Source organism: Pseudomonas sp. BN102, assembly GCF_029871245.1.
Taxonomy (GTDB): domain Bacteria; phylum Pseudomonadota; class Gammaproteobacteria; order Pseudomonadales; family Pseudomonadaceae; genus Metapseudomonas.
The window spans coordinates 309,934-325,564 of record NZ_SSON01000075.1 but is presented as its reverse complement, the minus strand read 5'-3'; the positions used below and the strand labels follow the sequence as shown (position 1 = coordinate 325,564).

Genomic DNA, 15,631 nt, shown 5'->3' with positions numbered 1-15,631 from the left:
TCCCGCCTTTCGCTGTCGATGTCTGAGCGGGCCAAAAAACGGCCCTCTCCCGCCCTGCGGGCACCCTCTCCCCTAGTGGAGAGGGTCATCAGATGGCCTTCGGCGTGGGAAGTCGGAGCCGGATGGAAGGCCCTCTCCCGCCCTTCGGGCACCCTCTCCCAAAGGGAGAGGGTCATCAGATGGCCTTCGGCCTTTTAATCAACCCAGACGCGGGCGTTGCGGAACATACGCATCCAGCCGGCGTCTTCCTGCCACTCGTCCGGGCGCCAGGAGTTCTGCACGGCGCGGAAGACCCGCTCCGGGTGCGGCATCATGATGGTCACGCGACCATCGCGGCTGGTGAGGCCCGTAATGCCACGGGGCGAACCGTTGGGGTTGGCCGGGTAGCGCTCGGTGACCTTGCCGTGGGTGTCGACGAAGCGCATGGCCACGCAGCCGGACAGGTCGGCTTCGAGCAGGGCTTCCTCGCTTTCGAACTCGGCATGGCCTTCACCGTGGGCGATGGCGATGGGCATACGCGATCCGGCCATGCCGCGCAGGAAGATCGAGGCCGATTCCTGCACCTGGACCATGGCGACGCGGGCTTCGAACTGCTCCGAGCGGTTACGTACGAAGTGCGGCCAGAACTCGGTGCCGGGGATCAGCTCGTGCAGGTTGGACATCATCTGGCAACCGTTGCACACGCCGAGAGCGAAGCTGTCCTTGCGCTCGAAGAAGGCCTGGAAGCCGTCGCGGGCACGGGTGTTGAAGAGGATCGACTTGGCCCAGCCCTCACCGGCGCCGAGCACGTCGCCATAGGAGAAGCCACCGCAGGCCACCAGGCCCTTGAAGGCCTCCAGGCTGACGCGGCCGGCGAGGATGTCGCTCATGTGCACGTCGATGGCGGAGAAGCCGGCGCGGTCGAAGGCGGCGGCCATTTCCACCTGGCCGTTGACGCCCTGCTCGCGGAGGATCGCCACCTGCGGACGCACACCCTTCTTGATGTAGGGCGCGGCGATATCCTGGTTGACGTCGAAAGCCAGCTTGGCGGACAGGCCGGGGTTGTCTTCTTCCAGCAGGCCATCGAATTCCTGATCGGCGCAGTCGGCGTTGTCGCGCAGGCGCTGGATCTGGTAGCTGGTTTCCGACCACTGGCGCTGCAGCATGCGGCGCTCGCCGCCGAACACGGCCTCGCCGTTGAAGCTGATGGCGACATTGGCGCCGTTGACCGGCTGGCCGATCACCGCCACGCAGTCGCCGAGGCCGGCAGCGCTGAATTGTGCCAGCACTTCCGGAGTGGCGTCCTGGCGGACCTGGATGACCGCACCCAGTTCTTCGTTGAAGAGCACGGCGGCCACGCCGTCGCGGCTGTCGGCCAGGGCGTCGAGGTAGAGGTCCACGCCACAGTGGCCGGCGAAGGCCATTTCCAGGACGCTGGCCAGCAGGCCACCGTCGGAACGGTCGTGGTAGGCCAGCAGGTGGCCATCGGCGTTCAGGCCCTGGATCACGGCGAAGTAGGCCTTGAGGTCTTCGGCGTCGTCGACGTCAGGCACCTGCTGGCCGAGCTTGCTGTAGACCTGGGCGAGGATCGAGCCGCCCAGGCGATTCTGACCACGGCCGAGGTCGATCAGGATCAGGTCGGTCTCGCCTTTGTCCAGGCGCAGTTGCGGGGTCAGGGTCTTGCGGATGTCGCTGACCGGCGCGAAGCCGGTGACGATCAGCGACAGCGGCGAGGTGACGGACTTGTCCACACCCTCGTCCTGCCAGCGGGTCTTCATGGACATGGAGTCCTTGCCCACCGGGATGGTGATGCCCAGCGCCGGGCACAGCTCCATGCCCACGGCCCGGACGGTGTCGTACAGGCGGGCGTCCTCGCCCGGGTGGCCGGCAGCGGCCATCCAGTTGGCGGAGAGCTTGATGTCGGAGAGCTTCTCGATCTTCGACGCGGCCAGGTTGGTGACGGTCTCGCCGATGGCCATGCGCCCGGAGGCGGCGGCATTCAGCAGGGCCAGCGGGGTGCGTTCGCCCATGGCCATGGCTTCGCCGGTGTAGACGTCGAAGCTGGTGGCGGTCACGGCGCAGTCGGCCACCGGCACCTGCCAGGGGCCGACCATCTGGTCGCGGGCCACCAGGCCGGTGATGGTGCGGTCGCCGATGGTGATCAGGAAGTTCTTGCTGGCCACGGCCGGGTGGCGCAGCACGCGGCTGACGGCTTCGTCGATGTCCAGCGCGGCGGCGGCGAAGTCATCGCCCAGCTCGGCCTCGCGGCTGACCGAACGGTGCATGCGCGGCGGCTTGCCGAGCAGCACTTCGAGCGGCATGTCCACCGGTTTGTTGCCGAAGTGGCTGTCGGCCACGGTCAGGTGACGTTCTTCGATGGCCTCGCCGACCACGGCGAAGGGGCAGCGCTCGCGTTCGCAGATGGCCTTGAAGCGCTCGAAGTCGGCGGCGTCCACGGAGAGCACGTAGCGCTCCTGGGATTCGTTGCACCAGATTTCCAGCGGGCTCATGCCCGGCTCGTCGTTGGGCACGGCGCGCAGTTCGAAGCGGCCGCCGCGGCCACCGTCGTTGATCAGTTCGGGCAGGGCGTTGGAGATACCGCCGGCACCGACGTCGTGGATGAACTTGATGGGGTTTTCCGCGCCCAGCTGCCAGCAGCGGTCGATCACTTCCTGGCAACGGCGTTCCATTTCCGGGTTGTCGCGCTGCACCGAGGCGAAGTCCAGGTCGGCGGAGCTGGCGCCGGTGGCCATGGAGGAGGCCGCGCCGCCGCCCAGGCCGATGAGCATGGCCGGGCCGCCGAGGACGATCAGCTTGGCGCCGATGGAGATTTCGCCCTTCTGAACGTGTTCGGCGCGGATGTTGCCCATGCCGCCGGCAAGCATGATCGGCTTGTGGTAGCCGCGTACTTCCTCACCGTGGGGGGTGTCGATAGCCTGCTCGAAGGTTCGGAAGTAGCCGGTCAGGGCCGGACGGCCGAACTCGTTGTTGAACGCGGCGCCGCCCAGCGGGCCTTCGATCATGATGTCCAGCGGGGTGACGATACGCTCGGGCTTGCCGTAGGGCTTCTCCCAGGGCTGCTCGAAACCGGGGATCTGCAGGTTGGAGACGGTGAAGCCGGTCAGGCCGGCCTTGGGCTTGGCGCCGCGGCCGGTAGCGCCTTCGTCGCGGATCTCGCCGCCGGAGCCGGTCGAGGCGCCGGGGAAGGGAGCGATGGCGGTCGGGTGGTTGTGGGTCTCCACCTTCATCAGGATGTGCACCGGCTCCTGGGTGGCGCCGTACTGGCGGGTCACCGGGTCCGGGAAGAAGCGGCCGGCGGTGAAGCCCTCGATCACCGAGGCGTTGTCCTTGTAGGCCGACAGCACGCCTTCGCGGTGCATCTCGTAGGTGTTCTTGATCATGCCGAACAGGCTCTTCTCCTGCGCCTGGCCGTCGATGTCCCAGCTGGCGTTGAAGATCTTGTGGCGGCAGTGTTCGGAGTTCGCCTGGGCGAACATCATCAGCTCGACGTCATGGGGATTGCGCCCCATCTCGACGAAGCTCTTCACCAGGTAGTCGATCTCGTCTTCGGCAAGCGCCAGGCCCAGCTCGACGTTGGCCTTTTCCAGCGCGGCACGGCCGCCGCCGAGGATGTCGACCACGGTCAGCGGTTTGGGCTGGGCATGGCTGAACAGGCCGGCGGCCTCTTCCATGTCGGCCAGCACCAGCTGGGTCATGCGGTCGTGCAGGCTGCTGGCGATCAGCTGGGCGTCGACGTCGCTGATCTCGCCGGCCACGTAGTAGGCAATACCGCGCTCGAGGCGCTCGACCTTGGCCAGGCCGCAGTTGCGGGCGATGTCGGTGGCCTTGCTCGACCAGGGCGAGATGGTGCCGAAGCGCGGCACCACCAGGAACATCCGGCCGCTGGGCTCCTGCACCGGCACACTGGGGCCGTACTTGAGCAGACGGGCCAGGACTTGCTCCTCCTCGCCTCCGAGCACGCCAGTCACTTCGGCAAAGTGGGTGAACTCGGCATAGAGTCCGCTGACAGCGGGGACCTTCTGGGTCAGTTGCTCGAGCAGTTTGCCGTGGCGAAAAGCGGAAAGGGCGGGAGCACCGCGCAGGATCAACATCTTCGGGACAGCCTCTGGGGAAGGGGTGTGCTGGGAGGCCGTGCATTCTAGCGCAAAGCGCCGCTTTCCGGCACCTCTGAAGGTGCCTCGCGTCGCCCGATAGCTAGCAGAGATGATGCCCCCTGTCGAGATATGGCGCCCGCCAGGCTTTGCGTATACTGCAGAAATGCTCAAACAACCTACGTTCCGCAAGCGCCGCACCTTCTGGCTGCTGGCGACCGGAATCCTCCTGATGCTCAGCGGCTGCAAGCAGCCCACCACGCTCGAGCGCGTTCAGGAGGAGGGCGTCCTACGCGTGATCACCCGCAACAGCCCGGCGACCTACTTCGAGGACCGCAACGGCGAAACCGGCTTCGAGTACGAACTGGTCAAGCGTTTCGCCGACGACCTGGGCGTGGAGCTCAAGATCGAGACCGCCGACAAGCTCGATGACCTCTACTTCCGCCTGGGCCAGGCCAATGGTCCGGTGCTGGCCGCCGCCGGCCTGGTCGCCAGCGAAGCGCGCAAGAACGACGTGCGCTTCTCCCATTCCTACCTGGATGTCACCCCCCAGGTCATCTACCGCAATGGCGAACGCCGCCCCACCCGTCCCGACGACCTGGTCGGCCGCCGCATCATGGTGCTCAAAGGCAGCAGTCACGCCGAGCAGTTGGCGGCCATGAAGGCCACCCTGCCCCGCCTGAAATACGAAGAATCCGACGAAGTGGAGGTGGTCGACCTGTTGCGCATGGTCGACGAAGGACAGATCGACCTGACCCTGGTGGACTCCAACGAGCTGGCGATGAACCAGGTCTACTTCCCCAACGTGCGCGTGGCCTTCGACCTGGGCGACGCCACCAGCCTGGCCTGGGCCATGGCGCCGGGCGAGGACGACAGCCTGTACGACGAGGTCAACGCCTTCCTCGACAAGGCGCGCAAGGACGGCACCCTGCAACGCCTGAAGGACCGCTACTACGGCCATGTCGACGTACTCGGCTATGTCGGCGCCTACACCTTCGCCAAGCACTTGCAGCAACGCCTGCCCAAGTACGAACAGCACTTCCGCCAGACCTCGCAGAAGAACGAGGTGGACTGGCGCCTGCTGGCCGCCATCGGCTACCAGGAATCCCTCTGGCAACCCACCGCGACCTCCAAGACCGGCGTGCGCGGCCTGATGATGCTCACCGAGGGCACCGCCAAGGCCATGGGCGTTTCCAACCGCCTGAACGCCAAGCAGAGCATCCACGGCGGCGCCAAATACTTCACCATGATCAAGGACGGCCTCTCCGAGGACCTCAAGGAGCCGGACCGCACCTGGTTCGCCCTGGCCGCCTACAACATCGGCATCGCCCACCTGGGCGACGCGCGCAAACTGGCCGAAGCCGAGGGCCTGAACCCGAACAAGTGGCTGGACGTGAAGAAGATGCTGCCGCGCCTGTCGCAGAAGCAGTGGTACCGCAAGACCCGCTACGGCTACGCCCGCGGCGGCGAGACGGTGCACTTCGTGCAGAACATCCGCCGCTACTACGACATCCTCACCTGGGTGACCCAGCCGCAGATGGAAGGCAGCCAGTTGGCCGAGAACGCCACCCACCTGCCCGGCGTGAACAAGACCCGGCCTACCGAACAGCCGGATGAGAAGCTCTGAAGGCCCCGGCCCCTTTCCCCTCCTCCAGAGATCAAGGCGTGGCTCGCGCCGGCAACTCATCCGTCCCACTGAGATCCGCGTCCATTTGCCCCCAGCAATCCAGAAAAAAGCCCGCATCAAGCGGGCTTTCTCGTCTTCAGGCCATCACCACCCTGACGGCAGCAGGCTCAGCGCGCTGCAGATGGCGTAGACGGCACTGGCCAGGTAGATCACCACGATGACCGCCTGGATGGCCGGATGGGCGATCCAGCCACACTGCCAGGCTGGCTGCAGGTCGCCGTGGCGACGGGCGGAGCGCAGCATGAGGATCGGCATGATGGACAGGATCACGCCGCTGAAGGCGCCGGCGAAGTACAGCGCGTTGACGAAGCCGACCATGCCGCTGTAGGCCAGCACGAAGGGCGGCACGCAAACGATGCCGAGCACCAGCAGGCGGGTCTTCGGCTGGCTTTCCGGGCCGAGCTTGTGGAACTTGTCGAAGATGTTGGTCAGGAAACTGCCGCCGAGGCCCCAGTAGGAGGTCAGCATGGCGCAGAGGGCGAAGGTGTTGGCCGTGTAGAAGGCCCACTGGCCCAGGGCCTGGCCCCAGGCCAGGGTGGCGACTTCCGTCTGGTTCTCCAGGCCGGTGAGGGAGATCACCGACATCGGCACTATGGCCAGCAGGCAGAAAGTCACCAGCATGCCGGTGATCACCGCCTTGGGCAGCTGCGCCGGCGCATGGCTGAAACCACGGGCCATCTCCGGGACTATGTACTGCGCGGAGAAGCAGAACACCGCGATATTGAACACTGGCACCATGTAGATCCAGTCGCCTTCCAGCAACCGCGCGACATCGGTGTTCTCGTTCACCAGGGTGGCGATCACCAGCAGGACGATCATGCTCACCATGCCGATGCTGATGAACTTCTCGCCCTTGCCGATGGCGCCGAGGCCAAGGTAGAGCACCAGCGCGGCCGGAAGGAAGAACAGCAGGCTGCCCAGCGCCGGGCTGATGCCGAGGAAGGCGCTGAGGATCTTGCCGCTGCCGCTCATGTAGGCGATCAGCGCGCCGATGCTGTTCACCGCCACCGACAGGAAGATCGCCCAGGCACCGAATGAACCCACGTAGCGTTGGGCGAGACCGCTCAGTTGGCTGTGGGTGCGGGTGCGCAGCGCGGTTTCCGACACGTAGAGCATGGAGATGGTGGTGAACACCCCCGCCACCGCCAGCCACAGCAGCAATGGCAGGAAACCGGCCTTGCGGCTGGCGTAGGCCATGGACAGCACGCCGGCGCCGATATTGGTGCCCACGATCATGGCCACGGCTTCCAGGAAGCTCAGCCGATGGACCGCCAACCCCGACGAATCGACGGACTCCGCCCCAGCCTGATCCTGATACGACTGGACCCGGGTTTCACTCATAACAGCACCCTCGACAACGCATTCATGTTTCAGGAGAGGCCCGGACCTGAGCTGCCATGGCCTTTCCGTCAGACGATGAAACGGGCACTGCGGGACTACGGGACTGCGGGCGCCTCCTGGCATTGATCCCGGATTCGGGACCGGCCCAGACGTCCCTCGAAGGAACCGCTCTGGAACGCCCTTCTCGGGCGGCCGCGCACCTTAACACAGCAAGCTCGAAGGTCCAGGCGAAGGGCATGCGACCTTGGTCGCATGGCAGTTGGATGTCGAACGCCTCAGGCGTCCTTGCGTGCCGCGCGGCGGGCCTGGAAGAAACCGGACAACAGCTCGCTGCACGCCTGCGCCAGCACCCCGCCCTCAACCAGCACCCGGTGGTTGAGGAAGTCCTGGCTGAAGAACTGGCCGCGACTGACCACCACGCCGGCCTTGGGCTCGGTGGCGCCATAGACGACGCGGGTTATCCGCGAGTGGACGATGAGCCCGGCGCACATGCTGCAGGGCTCCAGGGTGACGTAGAGGGTGCTGCCCACCAGGCGGTAGTTTTCCAGGCGGCTGGCGGCATCGCGAACCGCCACCATCTCGGCATGGGCGCTGGGGTCATGGCCGGAGATGGGGCAATTGAAGCCACGTCCGATTATCTCGCCGTCCTGCACCAGCACCGCACCCACCGGCACCTCGCCCAGCAGCGCGCCCTGCTGGGCCAGGGCCAGGGCTTCACGCATGAAATGTTCGTCGCGGCTGCGGTCGATGATCTGGGGTTGGCGCATGGTCGGGCTCAGGCGACTTCGATGGCGGCCATCAGGCCGGTTTCCATATGGTCGATGACATGGCAGTGAAACATCCAGACCCCCGGGTTATCCGCCACCAGCGCGATGCGCGCGGTCTCGTTCTTGCCCAGCAGGTAGGTGTCGGTGAAGTAGGGAACGATGCTCTTGCGGTCCGAGTCCAGCACCTTGAAGGCCATGCCATGAAGGTGGATGGGGTGCAGGTACTGGGCCATGTTGCGCAGCTCGAAGATGTAATGGCCGTCCTTCTTCAACTTGGCGATCGGGCGGTCGGCGCAGGTCTTGTCGTTGATGTCCCAGGCCTTGCCGTTGATCTGCCAGTAGTTGCTCGGCCGTCCGGCGGCGCTGGCCAGGGTGGCCGCCCATTCGAAGTTGAAGCGCAGCACCTGCGCCTTCTCCAGGTCGGGCTCCGGCACCGGGTTGGCCGGTAGCGGCGCCGGCCAGTCGCCGGGCACTTCGGCGCTCGCCATGCTTTTCAGCGTCGCCAGGCGCAGCGGGCCGTTGCGCAGGGGCAACTCGGTGCCTGCCGCCGGCACCTTGATGCCCAGCTCGATGCGCATGCCCGGGCCTAGCCAGTATTCCTTGCCCAGCGCGCGGGGTTCGATAGGGTGGCCGTCGAGTGCATAGATGCGCACCTCGGCCCCCGGCAGGTTGAGCCGGTAGGTAACGGTGTTGTCCAGGTTCAGCAGGCGCAGTCGCACCACCTGGCCGGCAGGCAGCTCCAGGGTTGGCAGGGGCTTGCCGTTGATGGTGGTCAGGCGGCCGCGGGTACCTTCCCGGGCGGCCTCACGGGGCACGCTGAAGGCGGTGAAGGCGCCCTCCTGGTCCACGTGCCAGGTCTTCAGGCTGAGCACCTTTTCATGGGCGAAGCCGCTGGGCTCGCGCTCCTCGACTATCAGCGGGCCGACCAGGCCGCGTCCCAGCTGGTGGGCGCTGGACAGGTGCGGGTGGTACCAGAAACTGCCGGCATCCTCGGTCTTGAAGCGGTAGTCGAAGTACTCGCCAGGCAGCACCGGCAACTGCGACACGTAGGGCACGCCGTCCATTTCCAGAGGCAGGCGGATGCCATGCCAGTGAATGGTGGTGGGCTCGTCGAGCTTGTTGATGAAGCGCACCCGCAGCCAGTCGCCCTGGCGCGAACGCAGCTCCACCCCAGGTGCCTGGCCGCCATAGGCCCAGGCGGGCGTGGTGTGGCCCGCGACCAGTTCGAGGTCGAGCGGCGCGGCGATCAGTTCGTAGTCGTGGGTCTCGGCATCCAGGCTGCGGCCCAGCCAGTAGCGGGCGCCGCCGGCGCCGAGGCCGACCACACCGAGGCCGACCAGGCCACCGAGAATCTGTCTGCGAGTGAAGGACATCGGGTCAGGCTCCTCTGGGGAAGAACGGGGCTGTCCCATCGGCTAATCGAACCGGCCTCTGTCGGGCCGGCTTACGGGGCGCACAAGATACACCCGGCAACCGAGAAAGATAAGGGAAAGCATCCGCATTGCCCGCGACCGATCGGCGCAGCGAGGCGTAGGATGTAGGGGCCTTCCCGCTTTCCAGCAGAGGAGTGCCTTCATGTACCCCACCCGCCGCCAGATCGTGCAGCTCTGCCTGGGCGGCCTGGTGGCGCTGCACTGGCCGCGGTTCGGCCAGGCTGGCGCCACCAGGGCCTGCCGCCTCAGCCCGGTACAGACTGCCGGACCTTTCTACCTGGAAGATGCGCTGCTGCGACAGGACATCACCGATGGCAAGCCGGGCATCGCGCTGAAACTTCAGTTCGACGTGCTGCAGCTGGACGGCTGCCAACCCCTGGGCGATGCCGCGCTGGAGGTCTGGCACTGCGACGCCCAGGGCGCCTATTCCGGCGTCGGAGCCAACGAGAACAGCCGCTTCCTGCGCGGCGTGCAAATCACCGATGCCGCAGGCCGCGCGGAATTCCGCAGCATCCTTCCCGGTTACTACCCGGGCCGCACCAATCACATCCACCTCAAGGTGCACTTGTCCGAGCGGGATATCCACACCGGCCAGTTGTACTTCCCCGAGGCGCTCATCCGCCCCGCCATGACCCGGTCGCCTTACCTTCATTCAGGCGAGGAATGGACGCCCCTGGCACAGGACTACGTATACCGCAGGCAGCAGGGCGAGCAGACCGTCGCCGAACTGTTCGAGGACGGCGATGGTTTCATCGCACGGCTGACGCTGGTGGTCGATACCCACGCCAACGCATGACCGGATGCGATGGCTGTGGGGGCGACTTCAGTCGCTGAACAGGCGGAGCGGAGGGGCAGCTGCGCTGCCCTTAGCGAATGAATTCGCCCCCACCAGGAAAGACGCAAGCTCCCAAAAACGAAACCGGCCAGGCTTTTCAGGGCCTGGCCGGTCGGATACCGCTAGCGCCGAAGCACTCGCATCATTCCCACTCGATGGTCGCCGGCGGTTTGCTCGACACGTCGTAGGTGACGCGGGAGATGCCTTCGATCTCGTTGATGATGCGGTTGGAGACGGTCTCCAGCAGCTCGTAGGGCAGGTGCGCCCAACGCGCGGTCATGAAGTCGATGGTTTCTACCGCACGCAGGGCGACGACCCAGGCGTAGCGGCGGCCGTCACCGACCACGCCAACGGATTTCACCGGCTGGAACACCACGAACGCCTGACTGGTCTTGTGGTACCAGTCGGCCTTGTGCAGCTCCTCGATGAAGATGTGGTCAGCGCGGCGCAGCAGGTCGGCGTATTCCTTGCGGACTTCGCCGAGGATGCGCACGCCAAGGCCCGGGCCGGGGAACGGGTGGCGGTAGACCATGCTGTAGGGCAGGCCCAGTTCCAGGCCGATCTTGCGCACTTCGTCCTTGAACAGCTCGCGCAGCGGCTCGACCAGTTCGAACTGCATGTCTTCCGGCAGGCCGCCGACGTTGTGGTGGGACTTGATCACGTGGGCCTTGCCGGTCTTGGCGCCGGCCGACTCGATCACGTCGGGGTAGATGGTGCCCTGGGCGAGGAACTTGATGCCTTGCAGCTTGGTGGCTTCCTCATCGAAGATCTCGATGAAGGTACGGCCGATGATCTTGCGCTTCTCTTCCGGGTCGGCGACGCCAGCCAGTCGGGCGAGGAACTTGTCCTCGGCGTTGGCCCGGATCACCTTGACGCCCATGTTCTCGGCGAACATCGCCATCACATGGTCGCCCTCGTGCAGACGCAGCAGGCCGTTGTCGACGAAGACGCAGGTCAGCTGGTCGCCGATGGCCTTGTGCAGCAGGGCCGCCACCACCGAGGAGTCCACACCGCCGGAAAGGCCCAGCAGCACCTTGGACGAGCCGACCTGGGCGCGTACGGTGGCGATGGCGTCTTCGACGATGTTGGACGGGGTCCAGAGAGCCGCGCAGCGGCAGATCTCGAGGACGAAGCGGGAGAGGATCCGGCCGCCCTGCTTGGTGTGGGTCACTTCCGGGTGGAACTGCACGCCGTAGTACGCGCGGTGATCGTCGGCCATGGCGGCGATCGGGCAGCTCGGGGTGCTGGCCAGGATATGGAAGCCGGCGGGCAGGTCGGTGACCTTGTCGCCGTGGCTCATCCACACGTCGAGGCCGAGCACGCCGTCTTCGTCGACGTGATCTTCGATACCGTCCAGCAGGCGGGCCTTGCCGACGACATCGACGCGGGCATAACCGAATTCGCGCAGGTCGGAACCCTGCACCTTGCCGCCCAGTTGCTCGGCCATGGTCTGCATGCCGTAGCAGATGCCGAACAGCGGCACGTTCAGGTCGAACACGGCCTGCGGCGCGCGCGGGCTGTTGGTCTCGTGCACGGACTCCGGGCCACCGGCGAGGATGATGCCGCGCGGAGCGAAAGCGCGGATCGCCTCGTTGTCCATGTCGAACGGGTGGATTTCGCAGTACACGCCAATTTCGCGCACGCGGCGGGCGATCAGCTGGGTGTACTGGGAACCGAAGTCGAGGATCAGGATGCGGTGGGCGTGAATGTCTTGGTGAGCCATAGGGGGCCTCGGAAACAGCTTCGAAATGGCTGCAGCGTCAGGCTGCGAACCTCAGGAAAAGCAACGTCTCAAAACCAATGCGGCAAGCTTGAAGCCTGCCGCGTGGTGCCGGGAACGGGGCTGGCTCAGCCAACCCGGTAGTTCGGGGCTTCCTTGGTGATCTGCACGTCATGGACGTGGGACTCGGCCATGCCGGCGCCGGTGATGCGAACGAACTGCGGCTTGGTGCGCATCTCTTCGACGGTGGAGCAACCGGTGTAGCCCATGGAGGCGCGCAGGCCACCCATCAGCTGGTGGACGATGGCGGCCAGGGTGCCCTTGTAGGGAACGCGGCCCTCGATGCCTTCCGGAACCAGCTTCTCGGCGCCGGCCGCGGAGTCCTGGAAGTAGCGGTCGGACGAACCCTGGGACTGGGACATGGCGCCCAGCGAGCCCATGCCGCGATAGGCCTTGTAGGAACGGCCCTGGAACAGCTCGACCTCGCCCGGCGCCTCTTCGGTGCCGGCGAACATGGAGCCCATCATCACGCAGGAAGCACCGGCCACGATGGCCTTGGACAGGTCGCCGGAGAAGCGGATGCCACCGTCGGCGATCAGCGGGATGCCGGAACCGGCCAGTGCGGCGGCGACGTTGGCGATGGCGGAGATCTGCGGTACGCCGACACCGGCGACGATACGGGTGGTGCAGATGGAGCCCGGGCCGATGCCGACCTTGACCGCGTCGGCGCCGGCTTCGGCCAGGGCCTTGGCGGCTTCGCCAGTGGCGATGTTGCCGCCGATCACCTGTACATGGGGGAAGGTGTCCTTGACCCAGCGCACGCGCTCGATCACGCCCCTGGAGTGGCCGTGGGCGGTATCCACCACCACCACGTCGACGCCAGCGGCGACCAGTGCGGCAACACGTTCGCCGGTATCGGCGCCGGTGCCCACCGCCGCGCCTACGCGCAGGCGGCCCTGGTCATCCTTGGAGGCCAGCGGATAGGTCTTCGCCTTCTCGATATCACGGAAGGTCACCAGGCCGCGCAGGTAGAAGTTCTCGTCGACCACCAGCATCTTCTCGATGCGGTTTTCGTAGAGCTTGACCTTCATATCTTCCAGCGGGGTGCCTTCGCGGGCGGTGACCAGCTTGTCCTTCGGAGTCATGATCGCGGCGACTGTGTCACCGACGTTCGGCTTGAAGCGCAGGTCGCGGCCGGTGACTATGCCCACCAGTTCGCCCTCGTCCACCACCGGGAAGCCGGAGAAGCCGTACTCGCGGGCGATCTGCAGCAGCTCGATGATCTTGGTGGAGGGGGTGACGGTCACCGGGTCACGGACGATGGCGGTCTCGTGACGCTTGACCTTGCGCACCTCGGCAGCCTGCTGCTCGATGGTCATGTTCTTGTGGATGATGCCGATCCCGCCTTCCTGGGCCATGGCAATGGCCAAGCGGGCTTCGGTCACGGTATCCATCGCGGCGGACACCAGCGGGATGTTCAATTCGATGCCGCGGGTCAGGCGGGTCTTGAGGCTGACATCCTTCGGCAGAATCTCGGAATAACCCGGGATCAGGAGAACGTCGTCGAAGGTCAGGGCTTCTTGGCTGATGCGCAGCATGGCGGGGGCTCCCAGGCGGGAAAATTGGAAGCGCGCCATTATAACGAGGCCACGGCCTTCGCTCAACGCGGCCGATGAGTTGCAAGGCCAATCCCGCGAAAAAGCCTCTCGAACCGATCAACGGTCGTCAGCCATCCACCCGCACCTGACGTACGGCGAAGCCCAGCCGCTCGGCAAATACGTCGAGAAAGGCCGGTGTGAAGGCCGTTTCGCCCCAGCCATTGAAAATGAATCCCAGGTTGGAGAATCCGCAGGGTTGCAGGAACAGGAAGCCGTTGATGTCATCTTCGAAGCCGCATTCCGGGCAGGTGAAGTTGTCCGTGTGGCCCGGCCACCAGTCTTCCAGGCTGTCGAACAGCGGCTCGCCCACTTCCTGGCGGCATTTCGGGCAGCCCGCTTCATTGAGGAACCCACGCGTGGGTGTATAGATGCAGCGCTTGTCCACCAGCTCCAGCCCGTTCACCGGCTGGCCGAAGGGCAACAGCTGCGGCTGCTCCACCACCTGCCGCGCCCCCGCGGCAATGGCGTAGGCCATGCGATTGCCGCGCAGGCCGCAGGTGCTCGGCAGCGCCTCGACCACCTCGCGCTGGGCCAGCCAGCGCAACATGCGCCCGGCCAGGGCCTGGTGCCCGGGCACGCTGGATATCTGCGGCACTATTATCAGCTGGCTCTGCTCCATCTCAGGCTCCTGCGGCAATGGGAAGGGCGCGCAGCTTAACCGCCGGCCCACTACCGTCAACTATGGCGCAAGATGCCAAAGCCATTATCATCCCCGCCCATGATCAACGATCCCTTCCAACGGCTCGGCCTCGACCGCGAGGTGCTGACCGTCAGCCAACTCAACCAGCGCGCCCGCCACTTGCTGGAGGACGTGTTCCCGCAGGTCTGGGTGGAGGGCGAGATTTCCAACCTCGCCCGCCCCGCTTCCGGCCACCTGTATTTCACCCTCAAGGACGCCCAGGCCCAGGTGCGCTGCGCGCTGTTCCGGCAGAACGCCCAGCGCGTGCGCCAAGCCCTGCGCGATGGCCTGGCGGTGCGGGTGCGCGGCAAGGTCTCGTTGTTCGAGGGTCGCGGCGACTACCAACTGATCGCCGATGCGGTGGAACCGGCCGGCGACGGCGCCCTGCGCCTGGCCTTCGAAGCCCTGAAGGAAAAGCTCGCCGCCGAAGGCCTGTTCGCCACCGACCGCAAGCGCCCGCTGCCGGCCCACCCGCAGCACATCGGCATCATCAGTTCGCCCACCGGGGCGGTGATCCGCGACATCATCAGCGTGTTCCGCCGTCGAGCACCGCAGGTGCGGCTGACCCTGGTCCCCACCGCCGTGCAAGGGCGCGAGGCCACCGCGCAGATCGTCCGCGCCCTGGCCCTGGCCGACGCCCAGGGCTTCGACGCCCTGATCCTGGCCCGTGGTGGAGGCTCGCTGGAAGATCTCTGGTGCTTCAACGAGGAGACCGTGGCCCGTGCCGTGGCCGCCTGCCGCACCCCCATCGTCAGCGCCGTGGGCCACGAGACGGATGTCTCCATCAGTGACTTCGTCGCCGATGTGCGCGCCCCGACGCCCTCGGCGGCCGCCGAATTGCTGGCGCCGGACGCCGGCGACCTGCAGTTGCGTCTCGACAGCCTGCACCGCCGCCTGATCCTGCGCCTGCAGGAGCGCCTGACCCGTGAGCACCTGCGACTGGATGGCCTGTTCCGGCGCCTGCGCCACCCGGGCGAGCGCCTGCGCCAGCAGGCCCAACGCCTGGACGACCTCGACATGCGCCTGCGCCGCGCCTTCGAGCGCCAGTTGCAGATTCGCCACGAGCGCCTGGCGCGTCTGGACACCCGCCTGGCCGCGCAGCACCCGGGGCGAACCCTGGCCCTGCTGCGGCAGAAGCTCGACAGCCTGGCCGCGCGCCTGCCCCGCGCCACCCGCGAGGCCCTCAAGGACCGCCGCCGGCGCCTGGACGCCCTGGCCCAGACCCTGCACGTGGTCAGTCCGCTGGCCACCCTCGGCCGTGGCTACAGCATCCTCCTCGACGAACGTGGCCAGGCCATCCGCGCTGCCAGCCAGACCCGCCCCGGCCAGCGCCTCAAGGCCCGCCTGGGTGAAGGCGAACTGGACGTGCGCGTCGAAGACAATCATCTCACCCCCGTGAACCTCTCCCTGCTGGACTGAC

General features: G+C 66.3%; 10 protein-coding genes. 3 read left to right on the top strand and 7 right to left on the bottom strand.

From position 1 onward, the window contains the following. Nucleotides 1–194 precede the first annotated feature (194 nt). Nucleotides 195–4,091: a phosphoribosylformylglycinamidine synthase gene (purL, locus tag E8F12_RS22755; RefSeq protein ID WP_280327424.1), complete on the bottom strand. Its 3,897-nt coding sequence runs from the start codon at nt 4,089–4,091 to the stop codon at nt 195–197. 166 nt (nt 4,092–4,257) lie between these two features. Here purL and mltF point away from each other — a divergent pair, with 166 nt between their 5' ends. Next, entirely contained in the window at nt 4,258–5,718 is a 1,461-nt protein-coding gene (gene mltF / locus E8F12_RS22750; protein ID WP_280327423.1) for a membrane-bound lytic murein transglycosylase MltF, read from the top strand. A 144-nt stretch (nt 5,719–5,862) separates the two neighbouring features. Here the strand turns inward: mltF and E8F12_RS22745 are convergent, their stop codons facing one another. From E8F12_RS22745 to E8F12_RS22735, 3 genes are all read right to left on the bottom strand, one after another. After that, on the bottom strand, nt 5,863–7,119 hold the full coding sequence (locus tag E8F12_RS22745) for an amino acid permease (protein WP_280327422.1): 1,257 nt from the start codon (nt 7,117–7,119) through the stop codon (nt 5,863–5,865). Nucleotides 7,120–7,394: 275 nt separating this feature from the next. Further along, nucleotides 7,395–7,886 (bottom strand): tRNA adenosine(34) deaminase TadA, encoded by a 492-nt coding sequence (tadA, locus tag E8F12_RS22740; protein WP_280327421.1) that lies wholly within the window; start codon nt 7,884–7,886, stop codon nt 7,395–7,397. Nucleotides 7,887–7,894: 8 nt separating this feature from the next. Beyond that, nucleotides 7,895–9,259 (bottom strand): multicopper oxidase family protein, encoded by a 1,365-nt coding sequence (locus E8F12_RS22735; protein WP_280327420.1) that lies wholly within the window; start codon nt 9,257–9,259, stop codon nt 7,895–7,897. Nucleotides 9,260–9,461: 202 nt separating this feature from the next. On the opposite strand from E8F12_RS22735, the gene E8F12_RS22730 reads away from it, so the two are divergent. Further along, nucleotides 9,462–10,115, top strand: a complete 654-nt coding sequence (locus E8F12_RS22730) for an intradiol ring-cleavage dioxygenase (protein ID WP_280327419.1) — start codon at nt 9,462–9,464, stop codon at nt 10,113–10,115. 181 nt (nt 10,116–10,296) lie between these two features. Here the strand turns inward: E8F12_RS22730 and guaA are convergent, their stop codons facing one another. The 3 genes from guaA to E8F12_RS22715 all read right to left on the bottom strand — a co-directional run bounded on the left by guaA (nt 10,297) and on the right by E8F12_RS22715 (nt 14,151). Continuing rightward, nucleotides 10,297–11,877 carry a glutamine-hydrolyzing GMP synthase gene (gene guaA, locus E8F12_RS22725; protein ID WP_280327418.1) on the bottom strand — a complete coding sequence of 527 codons (1,581 nt, stop codon included), beginning with the start codon at nt 11,875–11,877 and terminating at the stop codon, nt 10,297–10,299. A gap of 125 nt (nt 11,878–12,002) precedes the next feature. Further along, a complete protein-coding gene (gene guaB / locus E8F12_RS22720; RefSeq protein ID WP_280327417.1) occupies nt 12,003–13,472 on the bottom strand; it encodes an IMP dehydrogenase in 1,470 nt (489 codons plus the stop codon). A gap of 127 nt (nt 13,473–13,599) precedes the next feature. Then, the gene (locus E8F12_RS22715; RefSeq protein ID WP_280327416.1) at nt 13,600–14,151 is read right to left on the bottom strand and encodes a sugar ABC transporter ATPase; all 552 of its coding nucleotides are present in this window, start codon (nt 14,149–14,151) and stop codon (nt 13,600–13,602) included. Nucleotides 14,152–14,250: 99 nt separating this feature from the next. On the opposite strand from E8F12_RS22715, the gene xseA reads away from it, so the two are divergent. After that, nucleotides 14,251–15,630: an exodeoxyribonuclease VII large subunit gene (gene xseA / locus E8F12_RS22710; RefSeq protein WP_280327415.1), complete on the top strand. Its 1,380-nt coding sequence runs from the start codon at nt 14,251–14,253 to the stop codon at nt 15,628–15,630. Nucleotide 15,631: the final 1 nt, after the last annotated feature.

Coding starts and splice junctions, on each gene's coding strand:
- purL (WP_280327424.1), bottom strand. CDS start 4,091: ATGTTGATCCTGCGCGGTGCTCCCGCCCTTTCCGCTTTTCGCCACGGC.
- mltF (WP_280327423.1), top strand. CDS start 4,258: ATGCTCAAACAACCTACGTTCCGCAAGCGCCGCACCTTCTGGCTGCTG.
- E8F12_RS22745 (WP_280327422.1), bottom strand. CDS start 7,119: ATGAGTGAAACCCGGGTCCAGTCGTATCAGGATCAGGCTGGGGCGGAG.
- tadA (WP_280327421.1), bottom strand. CDS start 7,886: ATGCGCCAACCCCAGATCATCGACCGCAGCCGCGACGAACATTTCATG.
- E8F12_RS22735 (WP_280327420.1), bottom strand. CDS start 9,259: ATGTCCTTCACTCGCAGACAGATTCTCGGTGGCCTGGTCGGCCTCGGT.
- E8F12_RS22730 (WP_280327419.1), top strand. CDS start 9,462: ATGTACCCCACCCGCCGCCAGATCGTGCAGCTCTGCCTGGGCGGCCTG.
- guaA (WP_280327418.1), bottom strand. CDS start 11,877: ATGGCTCACCAAGACATTCACGCCCACCGCATCCTGATCCTCGACTTC.
- guaB (WP_280327417.1), bottom strand. CDS start 13,472: ATGCTGCGCATCAGCCAAGAAGCCCTGACCTTCGACGACGTTCTCCTG.
- E8F12_RS22715 (WP_280327416.1), bottom strand. CDS start 14,151: ATGGAGCAGAGCCAGCTGATAATAGTGCCGCAGATATCCAGCGTGCCC.
- xseA (WP_280327415.1), top strand. CDS start 14,251: ATGATCAACGATCCCTTCCAACGGCTCGGCCTCGACCGCGAGGTGCTG.